Annotated in this window: 22 protein-coding genes; 13 read left to right on the plus strand and 9 right to left on the minus strand. The window is 70.6% G+C overall.

From position 1 onward, the window contains the following. Positions 1-46 precede the first annotated feature (46 nt). Positions 47-1,843 carry an AMP-dependent synthetase/ligase gene (locus tag IEY89_RS32370; protein ID WP_189151092.1) on the minus strand — a complete coding sequence of 599 codons (1,797 nt, stop codon included), beginning with the start codon at positions 1,841-1,843 and terminating at the stop codon, positions 47-49. Between the two features lie 347 nt (positions 1,844-2,190). On the opposite strand from IEY89_RS32370, the gene IEY89_RS32375 reads away from it, so the two are divergent. The 6 genes from IEY89_RS32375 (at position 2,191) to IEY89_RS32400 (ending at position 7,465) form a co-directional block, all read left to right on the plus strand. Then, on the plus strand, positions 2,191-2,946 hold the full coding sequence (locus IEY89_RS32375; RefSeq protein ID WP_189151149.1) for a metallophosphoesterase family protein: 756 nt from the start codon (positions 2,191-2,193) through the stop codon (positions 2,944-2,946). A gap of 139 nt (positions 2,947-3,085) precedes the next feature. After that, positions 3,086-3,526: an SRPBCC family protein gene (locus tag IEY89_RS32380; protein ID WP_189151093.1), complete on the plus strand. Its 441-nt coding sequence runs from the start codon at positions 3,086-3,088 to the stop codon at positions 3,524-3,526. A gap of 170 nt (positions 3,527-3,696) precedes the next feature. Continuing rightward, positions 3,697-4,881, plus strand: coding sequence for an ArsA family ATPase (locus tag IEY89_RS32385; RefSeq protein WP_189151094.1), 1,185 nt, complete (start codon positions 3,697-3,699; stop codon positions 4,879-4,881). Positions 4,882-4,938: 57 nt separating this feature from the next. Continuing rightward, positions 4,939-5,442 (plus strand): DUF5304 domain-containing protein, encoded by a 504-nt coding sequence (locus IEY89_RS32390; RefSeq protein WP_189151095.1) that lies wholly within the window; start codon positions 4,939-4,941, stop codon positions 5,440-5,442. Positions 5,443-5,557: 115 nt separating this feature from the next. After that, entirely contained in the window at positions 5,558-6,511 is a 954-nt protein-coding gene (locus IEY89_RS32395; protein ID WP_189151096.1) for an ROK family glucokinase, read from the plus strand. 198 nt (positions 6,512-6,709) lie between these two features. Continuing rightward, positions 6,710-7,465, plus strand: a complete 756-nt coding sequence (locus tag IEY89_RS32400; protein WP_189151097.1) for an endonuclease/exonuclease/phosphatase family protein — start codon at positions 6,710-6,712, stop codon at positions 7,463-7,465. Between the two features lie 187 nt (positions 7,466-7,652). Here IEY89_RS32400 and IEY89_RS32405 read toward each other — a convergent pair whose 3' ends face one another. Next, on the minus strand, positions 7,653-8,249 hold the full coding sequence (locus tag IEY89_RS32405) for a hypothetical protein (protein WP_189151098.1): 597 nt from the start codon (positions 8,247-8,249) through the stop codon (positions 7,653-7,655). Beyond that, the gene (locus IEY89_RS32410) at positions 8,242-9,075 is read right to left on the minus strand and encodes an alpha/beta hydrolase (protein WP_189151150.1); all 834 of its coding nucleotides are present in this window, start codon (positions 9,073-9,075) and stop codon (positions 8,242-8,244) included. Before IEY89_RS32410 ends, IEY89_RS32405 begins: the two co-directional genes overlap by 8 nt. A gap of 189 nt (positions 9,076-9,264) precedes the next feature. Between IEY89_RS32410 and IEY89_RS32415 the strand changes: the two genes are divergently transcribed. The 4 genes from IEY89_RS32415 (at position 9,265) to IEY89_RS32430 (ending at position 13,117) form a co-directional block, all read left to right on the plus strand. Next, entirely contained in the window at positions 9,265-10,005 is a 741-nt protein-coding gene (locus IEY89_RS32415) for a lysophospholipid acyltransferase family protein (RefSeq protein ID WP_189151099.1), read from the plus strand. Positions 10,006-10,039: 34 nt separating this feature from the next. Beyond that, the gene (gene macS, locus IEY89_RS32420) at positions 10,040-11,290 is read left to right on the plus strand and encodes a MacS family sensor histidine kinase (protein WP_229695528.1); all 1,251 of its coding nucleotides are present in this window, start codon (positions 10,040-10,042) and stop codon (positions 11,288-11,290) included. Positions 11,291-11,358: 68 nt separating this feature from the next. Next, the gene (locus IEY89_RS32425) at positions 11,359-12,006 is read left to right on the plus strand and encodes a response regulator (RefSeq protein WP_189151152.1); all 648 of its coding nucleotides are present in this window, start codon (positions 11,359-11,361) and stop codon (positions 12,004-12,006) included. 82 nt (positions 12,007-12,088) lie between these two features. Next, positions 12,089-13,117 (plus strand): 6-phosphofructokinase, encoded by a 1,029-nt coding sequence (locus IEY89_RS32430; protein WP_189151100.1) that lies wholly within the window; start codon positions 12,089-12,091, stop codon positions 13,115-13,117. Positions 13,118-13,159: 42 nt separating this feature from the next. Here the strand turns inward: IEY89_RS32430 and IEY89_RS32435 are convergent, their stop codons facing one another. Further along, complete coding sequence (locus IEY89_RS32435; RefSeq protein WP_189151101.1) at positions 13,160-15,040, minus strand: anthranilate synthase family protein; 1,881 nt, start codon at positions 15,038-15,040, stop codon at positions 13,160-13,162. A 122-nt stretch (positions 15,041-15,162) separates the two neighbouring features. Then, positions 15,163-15,237 carry a trp operon leader peptide gene (locus IEY89_RS42040; protein ID WP_189151153.1) on the minus strand — a complete coding sequence of 25 codons (75 nt, stop codon included), beginning with the start codon at positions 15,235-15,237 and terminating at the stop codon, positions 15,163-15,165. A gap of 136 nt (positions 15,238-15,373) precedes the next feature. Here IEY89_RS42040 and IEY89_RS32445 point away from each other — a divergent pair, with 136 nt between their 5' ends. Then, positions 15,374-16,726 (plus strand): class II 3-deoxy-7-phosphoheptulonate synthase, encoded by a 1,353-nt coding sequence (locus tag IEY89_RS32445; protein WP_189151102.1) that lies wholly within the window; start codon positions 15,374-15,376, stop codon positions 16,724-16,726. Between the two features lie 176 nt (positions 16,727-16,902). After that, the gene (locus tag IEY89_RS32450; RefSeq protein WP_189151103.1) at positions 16,903-17,139 is read left to right on the plus strand and encodes a (2Fe-2S)-binding protein; all 237 of its coding nucleotides are present in this window, start codon (positions 16,903-16,905) and stop codon (positions 17,137-17,139) included. Positions 17,140-17,151: 12 nt separating this feature from the next. On the opposite strand, the gene bfr is transcribed toward IEY89_RS32450, so the two are convergent. Next, positions 17,152-17,631 carry a bacterioferritin gene (bfr, locus tag IEY89_RS32455; RefSeq protein WP_189151104.1) on the minus strand — a complete coding sequence of 160 codons (480 nt, stop codon included), beginning with the start codon at positions 17,629-17,631 and terminating at the stop codon, positions 17,152-17,154. Positions 17,632-17,816: 185 nt separating this feature from the next. Between bfr and IEY89_RS32460 the strand changes: the two genes are divergently transcribed. Beyond that, a complete protein-coding gene (locus tag IEY89_RS32460; RefSeq protein ID WP_189151105.1) occupies positions 17,817-18,464 on the plus strand; it encodes a sulfite oxidase-like oxidoreductase in 648 nt (215 codons plus the stop codon). A gap of 17 nt (positions 18,465-18,481) precedes the next feature. Here IEY89_RS32460 and IEY89_RS32465 read toward each other — a convergent pair whose 3' ends face one another. From IEY89_RS32465 to pknB, 3 genes are all read right to left on the minus strand, one after another. Beyond that, the gene (locus tag IEY89_RS32465; protein WP_189151106.1) at positions 18,482-18,967 is read right to left on the minus strand and encodes a DUF4396 domain-containing protein; all 486 of its coding nucleotides are present in this window, start codon (positions 18,965-18,967) and stop codon (positions 18,482-18,484) included. Positions 18,968-19,063: 96 nt separating this feature from the next. Next, entirely contained in the window at positions 19,064-19,933 is an 870-nt protein-coding gene (locus IEY89_RS32470) for a deoxyribonuclease IV (protein ID WP_189151107.1), read from the minus strand. Between the two features lie 83 nt (positions 19,934-20,016). Further along, entirely contained in the window at positions 20,017-21,972 is a 1,956-nt protein-coding gene (pknB, locus tag IEY89_RS32475) for a Stk1 family PASTA domain-containing Ser/Thr kinase (protein ID WP_189151108.1), read from the minus strand. Positions 21,973-22,189 lie beyond the last annotated feature (217 nt).

Genomic DNA, 22,189 nt, shown 5'->3' on the forward strand with positions numbered 1-22,189 from the left:
GGCCGAAGGGGCCTGAGTCGGGCCTGGTTGGGTCTGATGGGGCTCACTAACCTTGGTAGATAGCCTCGATCTCGTCCGAGTAGTCCTTCGCCACCACATTGCGCTTGAGCTTCAGGGACGGCGTCAGGTGGCCCGACTCCTCGGTGAACTGGGAGGCCAGAATGCGGAACTTCCGCACCGATTCCGCTTTCGACACCGCGGCGTTGCCGTCGTCGACCGCGCCCTGGATCGCCGCGAGGAGATCCGGGTCATGGGCGAGCGACGCCGCGGTGGACCCGGCCGGCTTGCCGTGCTCGTCGGCCCAACGGCCCAGGAACTCCTCATCGATGGTGACCAGCGCGCCCACGAACGGCCGCCCGTCGCCCACCACCATGCACTCCCCGACCAGCGCGTGCGCGCGGATACGGTCCTCGATCACGGCCGGCGCGACGTTCTTGCCGCCCGCCGTGACGATGATCTCCTTCTTGCGGCCGGTGATACGGAGATAGCCGTCCTCGTCGAGGGTGCCGATGTCGCCGGTGTGGAACCAGCCGTCGGCCAGCGCCTCCTCGGTCGCGCCGGGGTTGTTCCAGTACTCCTTGAACAGGTGCTCGCCGTGCAGCAGCACCTCGCCGTCGTCGGCGATGCGCACCACCGAGCCGGGCAGCGGCTGGCCGACCGTGCCGATCTTCTGCCGGTCCCAGGGGTTGAACGCGGTGGCGGCACAGGACTCGGTGAGGCCGTAGCCCTCCAGCACCGTGAAGCCGATCCCGCGGAAGAAGTGCCCGAGCCGCTCACCGAGCGGGGCGCCCCCGGAGATGGCGAACTCGCCCTTGCCGCCGAGGACGTTGCGCAGCTTGCTGTAGACCAGCCGGTCGAAGACCTTGTGCTTGAACTTCAGGCCGACCGACGGGCCGGACGGCTCGTCCAGCGCCCGGCTGTACGCGATGGCCGTGTCGGCGGCCTTGTCGAAGATCTTGCCCTTGCCGTCCGCCTGCGCCTTGGCCCGTGCCGAGTTGTAGACCTTCTCGAAGACCCGCGGCACACCGAGGATCAACGTCGGCCGGAACGCGGCCAGTTCGTCGGTGAGGTTCTTGATGTCCGGGACGGTGCCCAGCTTGATCGGCGCCATCATCGGCGCGATCTGCACGAGCCGACCGAAGACGTGCGCGAGCGGGAGGAAGAGAAGGACCGAGCACTCGCCGGTCCGGAACAGGGGCCGCAGTCGCTCGACGACGTTCCCGCACTCGGCGAAGAAGCTGCGGTGCGTGAGCACACACCCCTTGGGCCGGCCGGTCGTACCGCTCGTGTACACGATGGTCGCCGGGTCGTCGGCCTTCGTCCGCGCACCGCGTTCCTCGACGGTCGCGTCGCTGACGTCCTTGCCGGCCCGCTCCAGTTCCTGCACGGCGTCGGCGTCGATCTGCCAGACGTGCTTGAGCTCGGGCAGCCGGTCGCGCACCGACTCGACGGAGGCCGCGTGGCCGTCCAGCTCCACGATGATCGCGGTGGCCCCCGAGTCACCGAGGATCCACTGCACCTGCTCGGCGGAGCTGGTCTCGTACACGGGTACGGTCACCGCGCCCGCGCACCAGATCGCGAAGTCGAACAGGGTCCACTCGTACCGTGTGCGGGACATCAGAGCGACCCGGTCGCCCTGCGCGACCCCGGAGGCGATGAGGCCCTTGGCGGTGGCGTGCACCTCGGCGAGGAAGGCCGTGGCCGTCACGTCCTGCCAGGCGCCATCCACCTTGCGGGCGATGACGGCGACATCCGGATGCTGCACGGCGTTTCGGCGGACGATGTCGGTCAGATTTCCGTCCGCGGGGACCTCGTACAAAGCCGGAAGGCTGAACTCGCGCAAGACTGCTGCTCCTCATAGGGCGCCGGCGCCACGACGTTGTGCGATGCGACGGTGCGGTCCATGGCTCGGGCAAGTACTCACGGATCTCGTAGTTGAAATCCTGAGCACGACTGGACTGCCCGGACGTTACCCGCCGGTATGGCTCCTAGGACAGAGGGCCCGGCGAGATGTTCGCGGCGTCACACGGGTTGGTGTCTTTTACGCACAGTAGTGCACGGTTTTCTTGACTGACCAGTAACCGCGAGCGACCCCCCTGTCCTGTTCACTCATGCCGCACACGCCTACCCTTGATCGCCATGGCACCCTCACCGCGGGGCAACCCGGATGGGAAGAAGACGCGCGTTCATGTGGTCAGCGACGTGCACGGCAACGTGCGGGACCTGGCCGTGGCCGGTGCGGGCGCGGACGCCCTGATCTGTCTGGGCGACCTGGTCCTCTTCCTCGACTACGCCGACCACTCGCGCGGCATCTTCCCCGACCTCTTCGGCCCCGAGAACGCCGACCGTCTCGTGGCGCTGCGCACGGCCCGCCGTTTCGAGGAGGCGCGCGCACTCGGGGCCCGGCTGTGGGCGGGCATCGGCATGGACCGGGCGACGGTCATAGAGAAGGCGGTGCGCAAGCAGTACGCCGAACTGTTCGCCGCGTTCCCGACACCGACGTACGCCACCTACGGCAACGTCGACATGCCGACACTGTGGCCGGAGTACGCCGGCCCGGGTACCCAGGTCCTGGACGGGGAGCGGGTGGAGATCGGGGGCCGGGTCTTCGGCTTCGTCGGCGGGGGGTTGAAGACACCCATGCGCACGCCGTACGAGATCAGCGACGAGGAGTACGCGGCGAAGCTCGAGGCGGTCGGCGAGGTGGACGTGCTGTGCACGCACATCCCGCCGGAGGTCCCGGAGCTGGTGTACGACACGGTCGCGCGCCGCTTCGAACGCGGCAGCCGTGCGCTGCTGGACGCGATCCGGCGCACGCGCCCCCGGTACGCGCTGTTCGGCCATGTCCACCAGCCGCTGGCCCGGCGGATGCGGATCGGCGCCACGGAGTGCGTGAACGTGGGGCACTTCGCGGGGAGCGGGAAGCCGTGGGCGCTGGAATGGTGACCCCGGGTGGGGCGGCCGACGTCCGGCGGTGACCGGGGTGCGGGTGCCAACGGCCTGCGCTGCGCGGGGTAGCCTTCACGCTGCACATACGTGCTCACCGACCCTCCCTCACCGGACCGCATCTGGAGGAGCCACTTCGATGGCGGAATTCACCAGTTCGAGCATCACGATCGAGGCGGCACCGAACGAGGTGATGGCGGTGATCGCCGACTTCGCCCGTTACCCGGACTGGACCGGCGAGGTGAAGGAGGCGCAGGTTCTGAAGACCGACGCCCAGGGCCGCGCCGAGCAGGTCCGCCTCGTCATGGACGCCGGCGCGATCAAGGACGACCAGACCCTCGGCTACACCTGGACCGGCGACCACGAGGTCTCGTGGACCCTGGTCAAGTCGCAGATGCTGCGGGCGCTGGACGGCTCGTACATCCTGAAGGCGGCGGGTGACGGCGCGACCGAGGTCACCTACCAGTTGACGGTGGACGTCAAGATCCCGATGCTCGGCATGATCAAGCGCAAGGCCGAGAAGGTCATCATCGACCGGGCGCTGGCGGGCCTGAAGAAGCGCGTGGAAGAGCCCAAGTAGTTCCCCGCCACCTGCCCGCGCTGCTGCTGCGGCGCGGGCAGAGCCTTGAAGCGCGGGCCCGCGTCTTCAGCCCGTCCGGCGCTTGAGGACGAGGCCCGTTCAGGGTCGATGCGGGGGTCCGGGGGCGCAGCCCCCGGAGGCGGGCGCCGACACCGGTACCGTTCACCCACATGCGCACCCTCCTCCTGACCGGCCCCGGCGGCTCGGGCCGTACCACCCTCGCCGCGGCCACCGCACTGACCGCGGCGCGCGACGGCATCCCCACCCTCGTCCTCAGCACCGACCGCACCGACACCCTCGGCGCCGCCCTCGGCACGCCCACCGGCCCCACCCCCGTGGCCGTACCGGGCGTCCCTCACCTCACCGCCTGGCGTCCCGACGCCGCCGAAGGTTTCCGCGCCGACCTCACCGCCTTCCAGGACCGCGCCTCGAACGTCCTCGGCTTCCTCGGCGCCTCCCGGCTCGACCCCGAGGAACCCACCCCCCTCCCCGGCGCCGAGGAGCTCGCCCTCCTGCGCGCCCTGCGCGACGCCGCGCTCTCGGAGGCGTACGACCTCCTGGTCGTCGACCTCCCGCCCACCGCACAGGCGCTCGCCCTCCTCGCCCTCCCCGAGGAACTCCGCCGCTATCTGCGCCGCCTCCTCCCCGCCGAACGCCAGGCCGCCCGCGCCCTGCGGCCCGTACTCGGCCGCCTCGCCGGTGTCCCGATGCCCACGGAGTGGCTGTACGAGGCCGCCGCCCGCTGGGACGTGGAACTGGCCGCCGTCGCCGCGGTCGTCGAGGACCGGGACACCGTCGTACGACTGGTCGCCGAACCCGGCCCGGCCGGCACAGACGCCGTACGCGCCGCCACCACCGGACTCGCCCTGCGCGGCCTGCGCGCGGACGTGCTGCTCGCCAACCGTGTCCTGCCGGAGCCCTCGACCGACCCCTGGCTCGCCTCCGTCACCGCCCAGCAGCGCAAGGCGTTGGACGAGTGGGGCGAGTCGCCGCAGCCGTACGCCCTCCACCAGGTCCCGCACCTCGGACACGACCCGCGCGGCACCGACGACCTGGCAGCCCTCCGCGCACCCGCCGTCAACCGGACCCCCGCCACCGTCGAGTGGCCCGTCACCGACCACCTCGCCGACGACGGTGTGCTCCTCTGGCACATCCCCCTGCCCGGCGCGATACGCGACGAGCTCGACCTGGTCCGGCGCGGCGACGAACTCGTGGTCACCGTCGGCCCGTTCCGCCGTATCGTTCCGCTGCCCTCGGCACTGCGCCGCTGCACGGTGGCCGGTGCCGCCCTGCGCGACGGCGAGCTGAGGGTCCGTTTCGCGCCGGACCCGGATCTGTGGCCGCAGACCCGATGAACGGCGTACGTCCATTCGGGTACCGTCGGAGAGACGAACCGTAGTCAGGAGCCCGCCATGAGCGAAGAGCGCCCCACATCCGACGCCGCTCGGGGGGACGCGGCCGACGAGGCACCGTACGAGACGCCCGCCTCCGACGCCGACGCGTGGGCGAAGGCCTGCGCCGAGGACCTCGAAGCGGAGAAGGCGCGCCGCCGGGCCCGGTACGGCCAGCAGCCGGGCTCCGCCGCCGAGGAACTGCGCAAGCTCGTCGACGCCGTCTCGGAGAAGCTGTCGTCCCTCCAGTCACCGCTGCTCGGCGCGGTCGCCCAGGGCACCGCCCAGCAGGTGGTGCAGCAGGTCGTCCAGCAGGCCAGGGCGGCCGTCGAACCGGTGATCGAACGCAATCCGGATGTCTTCGACCACCTGGCAGCCGCGGGCAACGAACTGCTCGCCGCCTACCGCTCCGCCGTCGAGTCCCAGGAACGCCGCTGGACGACCGGGGAGGCCGACGGAGGAAAGAACCGGGGCGAGGACCCGGGCGAGGGCACCGGCTCCGGCGAGCGCATCGACCTGGACTGACACCCCTTGGACCACGTCCCCGTCGGGCCCGCCCGGCGTGCGGACGAGGGGCACCCGGCGACAGGGCCTCGGGTACGGTTGGCCGTAGCGGGGCTCCACCGAAACTGAGGGATTCATGGGACTCACCATCGGCGTCGATATCGGCGGCACGAAGATCGCGGCCGGCGTGGTCGACGAGGAGGGCAACATCCTCTCGACCCACAAGGTGCCGACCCCGGGCACGCCCGAGGGCATCGTGGACGCCATCGCCGCCGCCGTCGAGGGCGCGCGCGCCGGGCACGACATCGTGGGCGTCGGTATCGGCGCCGCCGGATACGTGAACCGCGAGCGATCCACGGTCTACTTCGCGCCCAACATCGACTGGCGCGAGGAACCGCTGAAGGACAAGGTCGAGACCCGCGTGGGCCTGCCGGTCGTCGTCGAGAACGACGCGAACGCGGCGGCGTGGGGCGAGTACAAGTTCGGCGCCGGCAAGGGCCACCGCAACGTCATCTGCATCACCCTGGGCACCGGCCTCGGCGGCGGCATCATCATCGGCAACAAGCTGCGCCGCGGCCACTTCGGCGTGGCCGCCGAGTTCGGCCACATCCGCGTGGTCCCGGACGGGCTGCTGTGCGGCTGCGGCAGCCAGGGCTGCTGGGAGCAGTACGCGTCGGGGCGCGCCCTCGTCCGGTACGCGAAGCAGCGCGCCAACGCGACCCCCGAGAACGCGGAGCTGCTCCTCTCCCTGGGCGACGGCACCCCCGACGGCATCGAGGGCAAGCACATCTCGATGGCCGCGAGGCAGGGCGACCCCGTCGCCGTCGACTCGTACCGCGAACTGGCCCGCTGGGCCGGCTCGGGCCTCGCCGATCTGGCCTCCCTCTTCGACCCCTCCGCCTTCATCGTCGGCGGCGGCCTCTCGGACGAGGGCGAACTGGTCCTCGACCCCATCCGCAGGTCCTACAAGCGCTGGCTGGTGGGCGGCAACTGGCGCCCGGTCGCCGACGTCATCGCCGCCCAACTGGGCAACAAGGCAGGCATGGTGGGCGCGGCGGACCTGGCCCGTGAACCCGACCCGATCATGTAGAACGCCCTCCGCACCCGTACCTGCTCGCCGTCCCCTGGAAGGGGACGGCGAGCAGCCTTTAGGGGCGCGGGGCTGTGTCATTGTGCGGCTCCGCCGCGTGGGCGCGACAAGCCACAACGGGCCGTCAGACGGCCAACAACCGCACCTCTCACGGCGAGTTCCCGCCGCCCCCCACCCCACCTCCGTATCTTGACCAACATGGCGACCAACCCCCCGCTCCCAACCCCCCGCACGGACCCCGACGGTTCCGCCGTCATCCGAGTCCTCAGCTACAACATCCGCTCGATGCGCGACGACACCACCGCCCTCGCCCGCGTCATCACCGCCTGCGCCCCCGACCTGGTCCTCATCCAGGAAGCCCCCCGCTTCTTCCGCTGGCGCAGAAAGCTCTCCCGGCTCGCGGCAGCCTCCGGCCAGGTACTCCTGTCCGGCGGCGCCACCGCCGCCGGCCCGGCCCTCCTCTGCTCCCTGCGCGCGACCGTCGAACGCACCGAGGACGTCCTTCTGCCGCTCACCCCCGGCCGGCACCGCCGCGGTTTCGCGACGGCGGTCGTCCGCTTCGGGGGCGCCCGGCTCGGCGTGCTGAGCTGTCATCTCAGCCTGCAGAAGGACGAGCGGTACGAGCAGTCCGGCCTGCTCCTCGACCGCCTCGCCGCGCTCGACGTACCCCACGCGGTCGCGGGCGGCGACCTCAACGAACGCCCCGCCGGCCGCAGCTTCCGGCGCCTGGCCACCGGCCTCCAGGACTGCTGGAGCACCGCCCCCTGGGGTACGGAGTACACCTCGACGCCCACCGACCCGCACCAGCGGATCGACGCGATCCTGGCCACGCCGGGCATCGAGGTCCTCGGCTGTGGGGTGCCGACGGGGCACCCAGGGGTGCTGGCGTCGGACCTGAGGGCGGCGACGGATCACCTGCCCGTGCTGGCGGCACTGCGTGTACCGGCATCCTGAGCCCAGCCCGCCGGGCGGAGTCCGGCGCAGCCGCTCGAAGCCTGTGAAGCCCCCTCCGAGCAGTGCGAGTGCGGCGTCGAGAGGAGCTGCCTGAGGGCGGCCACGGACCACCTTCCGGTCCTGGCCGCCCTCAGAATCCCCGCTTCTCAGACGTCCCAGAACGTCCCCGGAGCCGGAGCCGTGGTCGTCAGACCACCGCCCCCCGACCCGGATCCTGCTCGTCGTCCTCGTCGCCCTTCATCCGCATCACCAGCGTCGCGAACCCGCCGAGGAACCCGCCGATGCCCAGCGTCGTCAGCCACCAGGTCATGTCCCAGCCCAGCAGTACGGCGAGCAGCAGCAGGACCGGACCGCCGAGCACCGCCAGCCAGGCGAACCGGGCCGTCGTGTCGGAGGCCGGCAGCGGAGGCGGCTCCGGTGGTACGAAGTGGCCCTCGTCGTCATCGTCGAAGTCGTCCTCCGACGCGTCGGGGGCCGTGTAGTCGCGCGGGCCGCCGACGCCCGGGGCGAAGGCGACGGAGCTGCCCAGCGGCTTCGCGGGCTGTCCGTCGCCCTTGGCCACCTTGTCGGCGTTGCCCTTGGGGTCGGGGTCGACGATGTCGTCGATGTCGTCGTTCGTGTCCGATTCGAGCAGCGCCAGATCCTCGACGGACTTGAACGGTTTGGCGCCGGGCGGGTCCGGCGGCTCGTCGCCGTACGCCTCCACGATCGCGGCCCACGCGGCCGCTTCGTCGAAGGGCACGCCCTTCTCCTCCGGCTCGCGGTCGGAGTCGTGCTCAGCCACCCGTGGCCGTCCCTTCCTGCTGCCCCACTCGGTCTCCCGGTCCCACCGAGTCCTTCGACTCCTCGGACCCCTTACCGGCCGCGGGTGCGAGCCGGAGGACGAACGCGTGGCTCTCCTCGAAGATCCGGTCCGCATCATGGTCCAACGTCGCGACGTGGTAGCTCTGTTCCAGCACGATCTCCGTCACGTCCGTGGACGACACCCGGCTGAGCACCCGGGCCGAGTCGGCCGGCGGCACCACATGGTCCGCGCGGCTGTGCAGCAGCAGCATCGGCTGGGTGACCTGCGGCAGCTCGCCGTCGAGCAGGCGGTAGAACGTCCGCATCGAGTGCGCCGCGTGCAGCGGAACCCTGGGGTATCCGACCTCCGTGGCACCCTCCTTCTTTATGTCGCTCACGATGCCGGGCACCGAGGGCACCAGATGACGCACCACCGGAAGGGCGTACGCGGCGAGGCCGTGCACCTTGTTCGCCGGGTTGACGACCACGATGCCGCTGATCCGGTCGCCGTACTGCGCGGCGAGCCGCAGGGTCAGCGCGCCGCCCATCGACAGGCCGAAGACGAACACCCGGGTGCAGCGCTCCAGCAGGGCGCGCAGCTCACGGTCCACCTCCGCGTACCAGTCCTGCCAGCCGGTGAGCTGCATGTCCTCCCAGCGCGTGCCGTGCCCGGGCAGCAGCGGCAGCGAGACGGTCAGTCCGCGCTCGGCGAGGTACTCCGCCCAGGGGCGCAACGACTGCGGGGAACCGGTGAAACCGTGGCAGAGGAGGACTCCGACCTCCCCGCCCTCATGGCGGTACGGCTCGGCTCCAGGAAGGACCGGCACCATCGGTCTCCTGTTCATGGGGTGGGTGACTGGGGTGGGTGATCACGCATGGAAGCCACGAGGCTTCGAGGCGTACTTCACCGTACGCGACCGCACTGACACCGACCAGGGCCGTCGGGTTCTTTGCCGGTGCCGCGGGTTAAGGTCTGATCCACAGACACAGGAGGCAGTCGGTTGTTGTACGGCGCGATGAAGGTTTCCGTCGGGGTCCCGCTGAAGGTCGCCTTCAGGCCCTGGGTGGAAGGCCTGGAGAACGTTCCGGCCGACGGCCCGGCGATCCTGGCGAGCAATCACCTGTCCTTCTCCGACTCGTTCTTCCTCCCCGCGGTCCTCGACCGCAAGGTCACCTTCATCGCGAAGGCCGAGTACTTCACGACGCCCGGTCTCAAGGGCCGGATGACCGCCGCCTTCTTCAAGGGCGTCGGCCAGCTCCCGGTGGACCGCTCCGGGGCGCGCGGGGCGGGCGAGGCCGCGATCAGGAGCGGTGTCGAAGTCCTCGAGCGCGGTGAGCTGTTCGGCATCTATCCGGAGGGCACGCGCTCGCCCGACGGCCGCCTCTACCGGGGCAAGCCCGGCGGCCTCGCGCGCGTGGCGCTCGCCACCGGGGCGCCGGTCATTCCCGTGGCGATGATCGACACCGAGAAGATCCAGCCGCCCGGCAAGGTGATGCCCAAGCTGATGCGCCCCGGCATCCGTATCGGCGAGCCGCTCGACTTCAGCCGGTACCAGGGCATGGAACACGACCGCTTCGTGCTCCGGGCCGTGACCGACGAGGTCATGTACGAAATTATGAAGCTCTCCGGCCAGGAGTACGTCGACATCTACGCCTCGGCCGCCAAGCGTCAGATCGCGGAAGCGCTGAAGGCGGAGAAACTGGCGGAGAAGCAGGCGCAGAAGGCCCTGGAGAAGGAACGTTCGGGCACCAAATAGCAGTACCGGGGGCGGGTTCGGGGTGGGCGGGGACATGGCTGTACGTGAGAAAACCGGGCGGGAGAAGGCCGGGCGACCGACGATCATGCGGATGTCGGTCGAGCAGCCGCTGTGGCGTGCGCTGGCCGGCTACCGGGTGCTCACCATGCTGTACGCGGTGGGCTTCTTCGCCACCGCCTACGACGGGTTCCAGCGTGTCTGGGTCGCCGTCGCCTACTACGTCGTCCTGGTCGTCTGGACCCTGGCCACCCTGCCCTGGGTCGCCAACGCGGCCAGCTGCACCAAGCGCTTCCTCGCCGCCGACCTCACGATCGCCCTCACCGGCATCCTCCTCACGCCCCTCGCCGACACCCACGAACGCATCCAGTCGGGCGGCCCGACCCTGCCGTCGATATGGACCGCGGGCTCCGTCCTGGCCTTCGCGATCAAGGGCGGCTGGCGCTGGGCGGCCCTCGCCTCGACGCTGGTCGCCGTGGTGAACCTGGTCGAGCGCGGCACCCCGGCCCGCGACACCATCCACAACGTGATCCTGGTGTGGGTCGCCTCCATCGCCATCGGGTACGTCGTCGAGGTAGCCCGCGCCTCCGAGCGCATCCTTGCCCGCGCCCTGGAGATCGAGGCCGCGACCCGTGAACGGGAGCGCCTCGCCCGGGACATCCACGACAGCGTCCTCCAGGTACTGGCGATGGTGCAGCGGCGCGGCGCCGTGCTCGGCGGCGAGGCCGGGGAACTGGGCCGGATGGCCGGCGAGCAGGAGGTCGCGCTGCGCGCCCTCGTCTCCGGCGGCCTCGCACCGGAGTCGCGTGAGTCGCCGTACGGCGAGGCCGTGCACGCGGCGGGGGAGTCCGAGCCGGACGCGTCGGACCCGGTGGACCTGCGCACCCTGCTCGTCCCGTACGCCACCTCGACGATCACCCTCTCCGAGCCGGGCGCGCCCGTGCCGCTCGCCCGGGCCGCCGCGAAGGAGCTGGCCGCGGCGGTCGGCGCCGCCCTGGACAACGTACGGAAGCATGTCGGGGAGGACGCCCGCGCCTGGATCCTGGTCGAGGACGAGCCGACCTCCGTCGTCGTGACCGTGCGTGACGACGGGCCGGGCATCCCGGAGGGGCGGCTCGCCCAGGCCGAGGGCGAGGGGCGGCTCGGCGTGGCCCAGTCGATCCGTGGCCGGCTGCGCGACCTCGGCGGCGACGCCGAACTGATCTCGGTGCCGGGGCAGGGCACCGAGGTCGAACTGACGGTACCGAAAAACACCAGATCGGCACGGGGGAAGGCGGAGCGGCGATGACGGCCACCGGGAACGACGGCAAGGGCACGACCGTTGACGAGGAAGGCGGCCGGGGCCCGCTGCGGGTGATGGTGGTGGACGACCACCCCATGTGGCGTGACGCTGTCGCCCGCGACCTGGCCGAGTCCGGGTTCGACGTGGTCGCCACGGCGAGCGACGGCGAGCAGGCCGTACGCCGCGCCCGCGCCGTCGCACCGGACGTCCTCGTGCTCGACCTGAACCTGCCCGCCAAACCCGGCGTCCAGGTCTGCAAGGAACTGGTCGGGGCCAACCCCGCCCTGCGCGTCCTGGTCCTCTCGGCGAGCGGCGAGCACGCCGACGTACTGGAGGCGGTGAAGTCGGGCGCGACCGGCTACCTGCTGAAGTCGGCCTCGACGGAGGAACTGCTGGACGCGGTGCGCCGTACCGCGGTCGGCGACCCGGTGTTCACCCCGGGACTGGCAGGCCTGGTCCTCGGCGAGTACCGACGGCTGGCCTCCGAGCCGGCCCCGGCCGCGGACGCCGACGAGCCCCGGGCCCCGCAGCTCACCGACCGCGAGACGGAGGTGCTGCGGCTGGTGGCCAAGGGACTCAGCTACAAGCAGATCGCCGAACGCCTGGTCATCTCCCACCGCACGGTCCAGAACCACGTCCAGAACACCCTGGGCAAGCTGCAACTGCACAACCGGGTGGAACTGGTGCGGTACGCGATACAGCGCGGCCTGGACGACGAGTGAGAAGAGTACGGAGCCTCGACGCCGAGTGAGGCGCGCGTCACACTGATCCTTCGTCAGGAACCCGCGGCGAAGGGACACTTCCATGCGCGTCGGAGTACTGACCGGAGGCGGCGACTGCCCCGGGCTCAACGCCGTCATCCGGGCCATCGTCCGTAAGGGCGTACAGGAGTACGAGTACGACTTCGTCGGCTACCGGGACGGCTGGCGGGGTCCGCTGGAGGGCATCAGCGTGCGCCTCGACATCCCCGCCGTGCGCGGCATCCTCCCGCGCGGCGGCACCATCCTCGGCTCCTCACGGACCAACCCCCTCAAGCAGGAGAACGGCATCGCCCGCATCCGGGAGAACCTCGCCGCGCAGGAGGTCGACGCGCTCATCGCGATCGGCGGCGAGGACACCCTCGGCGTCGCGGCCCGCCTCACCGACGAGTACGGGGTGCCGGTCGTCGCCGTACCGAAGACGATCGACAACGACCTGTCCGCCACCGACTACACCTTCGGCTTCGACACCGCGGTCGGCATCGCGACGGAGGCGATCGACCGACTGCACACCACCGCCGAGTCGCACATGCGCGTCCTCGTCTGCGAGGTGATGGGCCGGCACGCCGGCTGGATCGCCCTCCACTCCGGCCTCGCCGGCGGTGCCAACGTCATCCTCATCCCCGAACAGCGCTTCGATACCGAACAGGTGTGCGCCTGGGTGACCTCGCGCTTCAGCGCCTCGTACGCCCCGATCGTGGTCGTCGCGGAGGGCGCCATGCCCAAGGACGGCGACATGGTGCTGAAGGACCAGTCCCTCGACTCCTTCGGGCACGTGCGCCTGTCCGGCGTCGGTGAATGGCTGGCCAAGGAGATCGAGAAGCGGACCGGCAAGGAGGCGCGCACCACGGTGCTGGGCCATGTCCAGCGCGGGGGCACACCCAGCGCCTTCGACCGCTGGCTGGCCACCCGCTTCGGCCTGCACGCCATCGAGGCGGTCCGCGACGGCGACTTCGGCAAGATGGTCGCCCTGCGCGGCACGGACATCGCCCGCGTCCCGATCGCGGAGGCCACGGCGAAACTCAAGACGGTCGACCCGAAGCTGTACGAGGAGGCCGGCGTCTTCTTCGGCTGAGCGCGCGGGGCGCCCGGGTGCGAGCCCGGGCGCCCCTCCGCCTCACCCCAGGGTGCCCGCACCCCGCAGCCGACCCATCAACTCCCGTACGACAGCAGCCCCGTTCAGCGAGAGCACCGACTCCGGATGGAACTGCACCCCGGCGAAACCGGGCCCCCGCAGCGCATGCACCTCCCCGCTCGCACTCCGGCTGACCTCGACCCCCTGCGCCGCCAGCTCCCTGCTCGCCTCGTCGTCGCAGTGCGCCACGAAGCTGTTGTAGAAGCCGACGGTCTCCGTCCGCCCGAACAGGTCGATCTCCGTCTGCGCGCCCTGGAACGGCACGTCCTTCCGGACGATCTCCAGCCCCAGCTCCGCCGCGATCAGCTCGTGCCCGAGGCAGACACCGAGGACGCCGTGCCGGTGCTCCCGGACGACCTCGGCGGTCAGTTCGCGCAGGAACCGCATCTTCGGGTCGGCCGGGTCACCCGGGTCGCCGGGGCCGGGCCCGAGCACCAACGGCCCCATGTGCCCTGCGACGGCCTCCCGCAGCCCCGGCTCGTCGTAGCGCCGCACGGTCACCTCCAAACCCGAGGACCGCAGGACGTGCGCGAGCATCGCCGTGAAGGTGTCCTCGGCGTCGACGACCAGGGCGTGCCCGGTCGGCTCCGCTGCCGTTGCGGTGGCTTCCCGCATCCGCAGCCAGAACGGCGCCAGCGAGGCCCGCCGCCCGTCCAGCGCCGCCCGCACCCTCGGATCGTCCGCGAGCCGCGGCCGTACGCCCGTCTCCCGGGGCGGCCCCGGCACCACACCCAGTGCCGCCAGCACCCCGGCCGCCTTCGCGTGGGTCTCGGCGACCTCGCCCGCCGGGTCCGAGCCACGGACGAGCGTGGCGCCGACCGGCACCCGCAGCCGTCCGTCCGGCGCGATGTCGGCGGTCCGGATGAGGATCGGCGAGTCGAGGGTCTGCGCCCCGCCGGCGTCCCGCCCGACGAGTGCCAAGGCCCCCGCGTAGTAGCCGCGCCCACCGACCTCGTGCCGCTCGATCACCCGGCAGGCGTTCTGCACGGGCGACCCGGTGACGGTCGCCGCGAACATCGTCTCCTTCAGCACCTCCCGCACATCCAGCGAGGACCGCCCCCGCAACTCGTACTCCGTGTGCGCGAGATGGGCCATCTCCTTCAGCCGCGGCCCCACCACGACCCCGCCCATGTCGCCGACGGTGCACATCATCTTGAGCTCCTCGTCGACGACCATCGACAGCTCCTCGATCTCCTTGCCGTCGGCGAGGAAACCGAGCAGGTGCTCGGGGGTGGGCCCCTCCGCCGGATAGCGGTACGTGCCGCTGATCGGGTTCATGACCACGGTCCCGCCGGACATCCTGACGTGCACCTCGGGACTGGCGCCCACGAGGGTCCGCTCGCCGGTGTGCACCACGAACGTCCAGTACGCGCCCCGCTCCCCGACCAGCAGCCGCCGGAACAGGGCGAGGGCGTCGGCGCGTCCGAACCCCGGGATCTCGCCCTCGTAAGTCCGCCGGATGACGAAGTTCGCCCCCTCGCCCCGCCCGATCTCCTCCCGCAGCACCCGCCCGACGATGTCCGCGTACTCCTCGTCGCCGACGTCGAAGCCACCGCCCTCGACCCGCACGTCGTGCGCGGGAAGCTGGACCAGCGCCTCCTCCAGCGGGAGTTCGTACGTCTCCTCGGGCGTGAGCACCGTGAGCGGGGTGCCGTCGTCGCGGACGTCGAAGCCGCGCTCGCGGATCTGGCGGAAGGGGATGAGGGCGAGGCCCTCGTCGGGGATGTCGGCGAGCCGGTCGTACGTGGTCACCGGGCCGAGCAGCAGTTCGACCACGGCCCCCGTTTCGGCGGCACGGCCGGGCGTGCGGCGGCGGAGCAGGGCGAACGGGCGGTTGTCGTGCAGGAGCCGGTCGAGTCGCATCGTTCCTCTTCCATCGATCGATGACTGGATCAGTGATCGGGAGGAACGGCCGGCGCGGAAGTCCGCGAAAACACCGAAGGCCGCCCCTCGGGCGGCCTTCGCGAAGTCGTGCGTACGCGCAGTCAGTGGGCCGCCGGGTGAGCGGGCCACCACCAGTTCTGGTTCTGGGTCGAGTGCGCGAACATGCGACGGACCATACACCACAGGCCGTGGACGGATCATGAACCGGCGCGCGGACCGGTCATTCCGCTGACCGGACCCGAACGAGCGAACCCCGTCTCACGTGATGAGCAGGCGGTTGGACGCCCGACACGACCCCGTAATGTTGGGGCCGTGACCGTGAACGCTAAGACCAGCGCCAGCGCTGGCAACACCTGGCGAGACCTGCCCGCGGCGCAGCAGCCCGAGTACCCCGACACCGAGGCTCTGCGCGCAGTCGTTGCGGAGCTGGAGTCGTATCCCCCGCTTGTTTTCGCGGGCGAGTGCGACCAGCTGCGCGCCCGGATGGCGGCCGTCGCCAAGGGAGAGGCGTTCCTCCTCCAGGGCGGCGACTGCGCGGAGTCCTTCGACGCCGTCGGCGCCGAGCAGATCCGCGCCAAGCTGAAGACCCTCCTCCAGATGGGCGCCGTCCTCACCTACGCGGCCTCCGTGCCGGTCGTGAAGGTCGGGCGGATCGCCGGCCAGTACTCCAAGCCGCGTTCCAAGGGCACCGAGACCCGCGACGGCGTGACCCTGCCGACGTACCGCGGTGACTCGGTCAACGGCTTCGACTTCGACGAGGCGTCCCGGATCCCGGACCCCGAGCGGCTGAAGCGGATGTACAACGCGTCCGCCTCCACGCTCAACCTGGTCCGCGCCTTCACCACCGGCGGCTACGCCGACCTGCGCCAGGTGCACGCCTGGAACCAGGACTTCGTGAAGTCGTCCCCGTCCGGCCAGCGGTACGAGCAGCTGGCCCGCGAGATCGACAACGCGCTGAACTTCATGCGCGCCTGTGGCACGGACCCGGCCGAGTTCCAGACGGTCGAGTTCTACTCCTCGCACGAGGCGCTGCTGCTGGACTACGAGTCGGCGCTGACCCGCGTCGACTCCCGCACCGGACGGCTGTACGACGTCTCGGCGCACATGGTGTGGATCGGTGAGCGCACCCGGCAGCTGGACGGCGCGCACATCGAGTTCGCCTCCCAGGTCCGCAACCCGATCGGCATCAAGCTCGGCCCGACGACGACGGCCGAGGAGGCGCTGCAGTACATCGAGCGCCTCGACCCGGACCGTGAGCCGGGCCGGCTGACCTTCATCGTCCGCATGGGCGCCGACAAGGTCCGCGACAAGCTGCCCGAGCTGGTCGAGAAGGTCACGGCGTCGGGTTCGACGGTGGCCTGGATCACCGACCCGATGCACGGGAACACGTACGAGGCGGCCTCCGGTCACAAGACCCGCCGCTTCGACGACGTCCTCGACGAGGTCAAGGGCTTCTTCGAGGTTCACAAGGAGTTGGGTACGCACCCCGGCGGTATCCATGTGGAGCTGACCGGTGACGACGTCACCGAGTGCGTGGGCGGCGGCGACGAGATCTTCGTCGACGACCTGCACCACCGCTACGAGACGGCCTGCGACCCCCGCCTGAACCGCAGCCAGTCGCTCGACCTGGCGTTCCTGGTCGCGGAGATGTACCGGGACCAGTAGCAGATCACCAGCTGTTGCGCCTCTTACCGGCGCGTGTCGTGGGGCGCGGATCACATACGATCCGCGCCCCACACCACTTTTCGGGCCCCTGCGAGCCGGGTAAGGTTAGGTTTGCCTCACCGGCCAAGCGGACATCCTGGTCTCGGTACGGCACGACCTTTGGACCCCGTCGGGAGGTGACCCGCGTGTACGTCTGCAACTGCTTCGGAGTGACCGAGACGCAGGTGAGGAAGCATGCGGCGGACGGCGCCTGCACGCCCCGGCAGATAGCGTCGGCCTGCAAGGCGGGCACGGACTGCGGCTCGTGCGTACGGCGCATCCAGGCACTGCTGGGCAGGGGCGCGTACCCGACCCGCGGACTCGTGGACGAGGGTCGGCCGGTCCGGGCTGAACAGTTGGACGAGGCCGCCTAGCCTGGAGCGGGCTCAGCTCTCGGGTTGCTCGATGAGCTGCGCGATGTAGAGCGCCTCGCCGAGCTTCTCCACCAGTTCCAGCTGGGTGTCCAGGTAGTCGATGTGGTGCTCCTCGTCCGCGAGGATCGACTCGAAGATGTTCGCCGACGTGATGTCACCCTTGCCGCGCATGACCTCGATACCGCGCTTGAGGCGGTCGATCGCCTCGACCTCGACCTGCCGGTCCGCCTGGAACATCTCCGTGAGGGTCTGGCCCACCCGCACATGGAAGAGCCGCTGGTAGTTCGGCAGGCCGTCCAGGAACAGAATCCGGTCGGTGAGGAGCTCCGCGTGCTTCATCTCGTCGATGGACTCGTGTCGCGTGTACTTCGCGAGCTTCGTCCAGCCGAAGTTCTCCTGCATCTTCGCGTGCAGGAAGTACTGGTTGATCGCCGTGAGTTCGGCGGTCAGCTGCTCGTTGAGGAATTCGATGACCTCGGGGTCGCCCTGCATCGCGGCGGTTCCTTCCAAGCGGGGGAGTGGGGTGGTTGCCGCCGAATGATTGCATCGCCGCCGAAGATCGTCCAGTAAGTGCGCACTTAGTAAGTAAGGGCAGGCTTAGTCCATGTTATCCGGACTTGACGGAGTCTGGACTGGCCTGGTCATGCGCACTCTCCCTGGTCTGTCAGGATGGAGTCATGGGTCAGCCGGTGGAAAGTGAATCGGGAGAGCGCGATTCAGGAGGTGCGGCGCAGCCCGAATTGCCGCCGGGACAGCGCGTACAGCGCGGCTGGCCGGTCACCCATTATGGGCCGGTGCCCAAATTCCGCCCCGAACGCTGGGAGTTCAGGGTTTTCGGCGCCACCGCCGACGGTGACAAGCACTGCTGGAACCACGAGGAGTTCACGGCCCTGCCGCACTCCTCCGTTCTGGCCGACCTGCACTGCGTGACGAAGTTCAGCATGCTCGGCGCCGAGTGGGGCGGAATTCCGGCGCGGACGATCCTTGCGGCGGCTCCGCCGGCGCCCGAGGTCACGCACGTCATGGTCTGGGCGGAATACGGCTTCAGCTCGAATCTCCGACTGGCCGATTTCGCCTCCGACGGCACGATCTTCGCCACCCACAAGGACGGTGAACTCCTCACCGCCGAACACGGCTTCCCGCTCCGGCTGGTCGTGCCCCACCTGTACGCCTGGAAGGGTCCCAAGTGGGTGCGCGGGGTCGAGTACATGACCGCGGACCGCCGCGGCTTCTGGGAGGAGCGCGGCTATCACAACGTCGGCGACCCGTGGCGCGAGCAGCGCTACTCCTACCAGGAGGAGCCCGGGGACGGCCCCGAGCTCTGAGGTCCTGAGTGTTGAGGTCAGTGGTGGTAGCGGTGCACCACCGCGTGGCCCTTGCCGCGGCCGATCGTCCACTTGTTGACCGGTGTGGTGATCACGAAGGCGGCGGCGAGCGCGATGGCCAGTACCCACCAGAAGCTCGCGTCCGTCAGTTCGGCGTCCATCGCTCCCGGCCAGAAGAGGATCACGCCGTTGTCGATCAGCTCCATCACGGCGATGGAGAGGGTGTCGGCGGCGAGCGCGACCCGGATCGCGGTCTTGAGGCCGACGCCCGCCTTCAGGACGCCGCGCAGGGTGAAGGCGTAGCCGAAGAAGAAGGCGAGTGTGATCGCCAGGACCAGCGTGGGGACGTCGCCCCAGCCGAGCGCGGTGCCGATCACCATGCCCAGCACCTCGCCGATGGCGCAGCCGGTCAGACAGTGAAGGGTGGCCTGGACGGCCACGGCCCAGGTGGCGGCCGGGGTGTGGGCTGGTGTGTGCTGGTGTGCGTGTGTCTGGTGCTCCATGAGTGCTCCCGGTGTCACGCGGTCACGGTTTCCTGCACTCGTCAGCAATATACCCCCCGGGGGTATTCCCGGGTATTGCCCCCGCTGCTCTGTGTCCTACCCGTCCCGGAGTTTCTTCAGCCGCTCCACGTCCGCCGCGTGCCCCTCCTTCCCGCCGGGCGTCTCGATGATCAGCGGTACGCCGTCGGTCGCGGGGTGCGTCATCAGCGCGCGGAACGGGTCCTCGCCGATATGACCCGCGCCGATGTTCGCGTGCCGGTCCTTGTGCGCGCCGACCACGTCCTTGGAGTCGTTGGCGTGGATCAGCTTCAGCCGCCCCTCGCCGACCGTGTCCACGAGCAGGTCGAGGGTCTGGTGCATCCCGCTGGGCCCGGTCAGATCGTGCCCGGCGGCGAAGATGTGGCAGGTGTCGAGGCAGACGCCGAGCTTCGGATGGGCGTCGAGCGCCTCGAAGTACGGCCCGAAGTCCCAGGTGCGCGAGCAGAGGGAGGAGCCCTGCCCCGCGGTCGATTCGAGGAGCAGATACGGGTCGTCGTCGTGGGTGAGCTCGTCGAGCAGCGGCAGCAGGTGCTCCCGTACCTGCTTGAGGGCCACGGACCGCTCCCGCCCGCCGGTCGCGCTCCCGGTGTGCACCACCACGCCCAGCGCGCCGATCTCCCGCCCGCGCCGCAGTGAATGGCGCAGCGACTCCACCGACCGCTCGACGGTCGCCTCGGTGTGCGAACCGAAGTTGATCAGGTACGGGGCATGGACGTACGCCGGGATCGAGCCCTCGGCGCAGGCCGTCCGGAACTCCTCGTCCTGCCGGGGATTGCCGACGGGCGTCGCCCAGCCACGCGGATTGGCGACGAAGACCTGAACCGTCTCGGCCAGGAGGTCGCGGGCGTAGGACAGGCCGACGGAGTGGAGACCGCCGGCCACGGGAACATGGCCGCCGACGGGATTGCGGAGCTGCTTGCTGGTCACCCTTTCAGGGTGGCACGCGGCGCTCCGTGTCCCGTCGGCGGATGCCGATGGCCTGCGACTGCGACTGCGACTGTCCGCAGGGGTCAGCGGATCGTGATGGTGATCGTCGACCCCTTGGCGGCGGTGCCGCCGCCGTCCACGGACTGCTTCTTCACGGTGTCGCCGAAGAGCCCGAGCAGCCCCCGGTCCTCCTCGACCGCGAACCCGGCCCCCTCCAGAGCCGCCTTCGCGTCGTCGACGCTGTCGCCCACCACATCCGGGACCTCGATCATCTCGGGACCCTTGGAGACCGTCAGCGTGACCGTGTCGCCCTCCTCGGCCTCGCTGCCGGCCGCCGGTGACTGGACGGCGACCTGCCCCTGCGCGAACTCGTCCGAGGTGACGGACTTGGCGGCGACCTCGACCTTCAGTCCCGCCTCCTCCAGCACGGCCTGCGCGTCGGCGAGGTCGGCGCCGGTGACGTCGGAGACCTCCACCGGGCTGCCCTTGCTGACGACGAGGGCGATCGCGGAACCCGCACGCCGCTCGGTGCCCGGACCCGGGCTGGTGCTGATCACGGAACCGCGGGGCACCTCCTCGCTGAACTCCCGGGTGACCCTCCCCGGCTCCAGACCGCTCCGCTTCAGCAGCGCCCTGGCCTTGTCGAGGCGGTCGCCCGTGACCTGGGGCACCGGAACTGTCTCCGGCCCCAGGGAGATGGTCAGCGTCACGGTGTCGTTGACCCGGATACGCTCGCCGACCTTCGGATCCGTACTGATGACGCTGCCGCGCCGCACCGTGTCGCTGTAGTCCTCGTCGCGCCTCACCTCGAGCCCGGCGTCCTGCAGCCGGGCCGTGGCCCGCGCCTCGGGCTGTGACAGCACCGTCGGGACCTGTGTGAACTGCCCGGAGTTGATGTACCAGACGCCCGCCCCCGCACCGAGGACGAGCAGCACGGCGACGAGGACGGCGAGCGGCGTACGCCGCTTCCGCTCCCGCGCGGCCCGCCGGGAGGGCGGAGCGGGTGCCGGGGGAGCGCCGACGGCGCCCAGCCGACTGGTCCGGTTCAACCGCCGCTCGTCGACCGGGGGTTCGTCCTCGTTTACGGGCAGGGGCCGGGGCACGGACAGCGCGCGCGGGATGACACTCGTCAGGTTCTCGGCGTTGCCGTGCTCCGAGGTGACGGCCTGCGGCGGTACGGCGTCCAGTTGCTCGGCGTCGAGCGAGCCGCGCGTCTCCAGGACCTGCGAGAGCAGTGCCACGGCGTCGTACGGGCGGATGTCGGCGTTGCGCGCGGTGGCCGAGGCGACCAGCGCGTCCAGCTCGAAGGCCAGCCCCGGTACGACGGCCGAGGGCGGCGGCACGTCCTCGTGCAGGTGCTTGTAGAGCACGAGCGCGGGGGAGTCGCCGTAGTGCGGCTGGTCGCCGGTCAGCATCTCGTAGAGGACGATTCCGCAGGCGTACACGTCGACCCGGGGATCGGCGGTGCCGCTCTCGATCTGCTCGGGCGCCAGGTAGGAGACGGTGCCGAGGACGGAGCCGGTCGTGTTGGTGACCGTGTCCACGGCCCGCACGAGTCCGAAGTCGGCGACCTTGACCCGCCCGTCGTCCCCTATCAGCACGTTCTCGGGCTTCATGTCGCGGTGCACGAACCCGGCCCGGTGCGCGGCGCCGAGGGCGGCGAGCACCGGCTCCAGGATGTCGAGCGCGGCCCTCGGCTGGAGCGCGCCACGCTCGCGCAGCACGTCACGCAGGGTGCAGCCGGCGACGTACTCCATGGCGAGATACACGTACGGCCCGTCGGTGCCCTGGTCGAAGACCTGCACGACGTTCGGGTGCGCGAGCCGGGCCACGGACTTCGCTTCCCGGATGAACCGCTCGACGAAGGACACGTCGGCGGCGAGCGTCGGATGCATGACCTTGAGAGCGAGCACACGGTCGAGACGGGTGTCCACGGCCCGGTAGACCGTGGCCATCCCGCCGACCGCGATCCGCGCGTCCACGCGATAGCGACCGTCGAGCAGCTGCCCGACGAGAGGGTCCTGAAGGGTCGTGTCCACGCAGGTGAGTGTACGAGCCACCGCTGACAAGCCCGCAGTTTCGGCCAGGAAAGCACAGGAAAGCAGCGGTACTGAAGCCGACCTGTGACGCGGATCGCACGGGACGGGGAGGGGTTGGCGGCCGATGGATCGGACCCGCAGCCGCCGACGGCGGGAAGCTCCCACGGGAAAGTCCCGCTGGTAAACGGGCCGGAAACGGGCTGGAAACGGGTGATGC

It is taken from the genome of Streptomyces lacrimifluminis (assembly GCF_014646095.1).
Lineage (GTDB): Bacteria > Actinomycetota > Actinomycetes > Streptomycetales > Streptomycetaceae > Streptomyces > Streptomyces lacrimifluminis.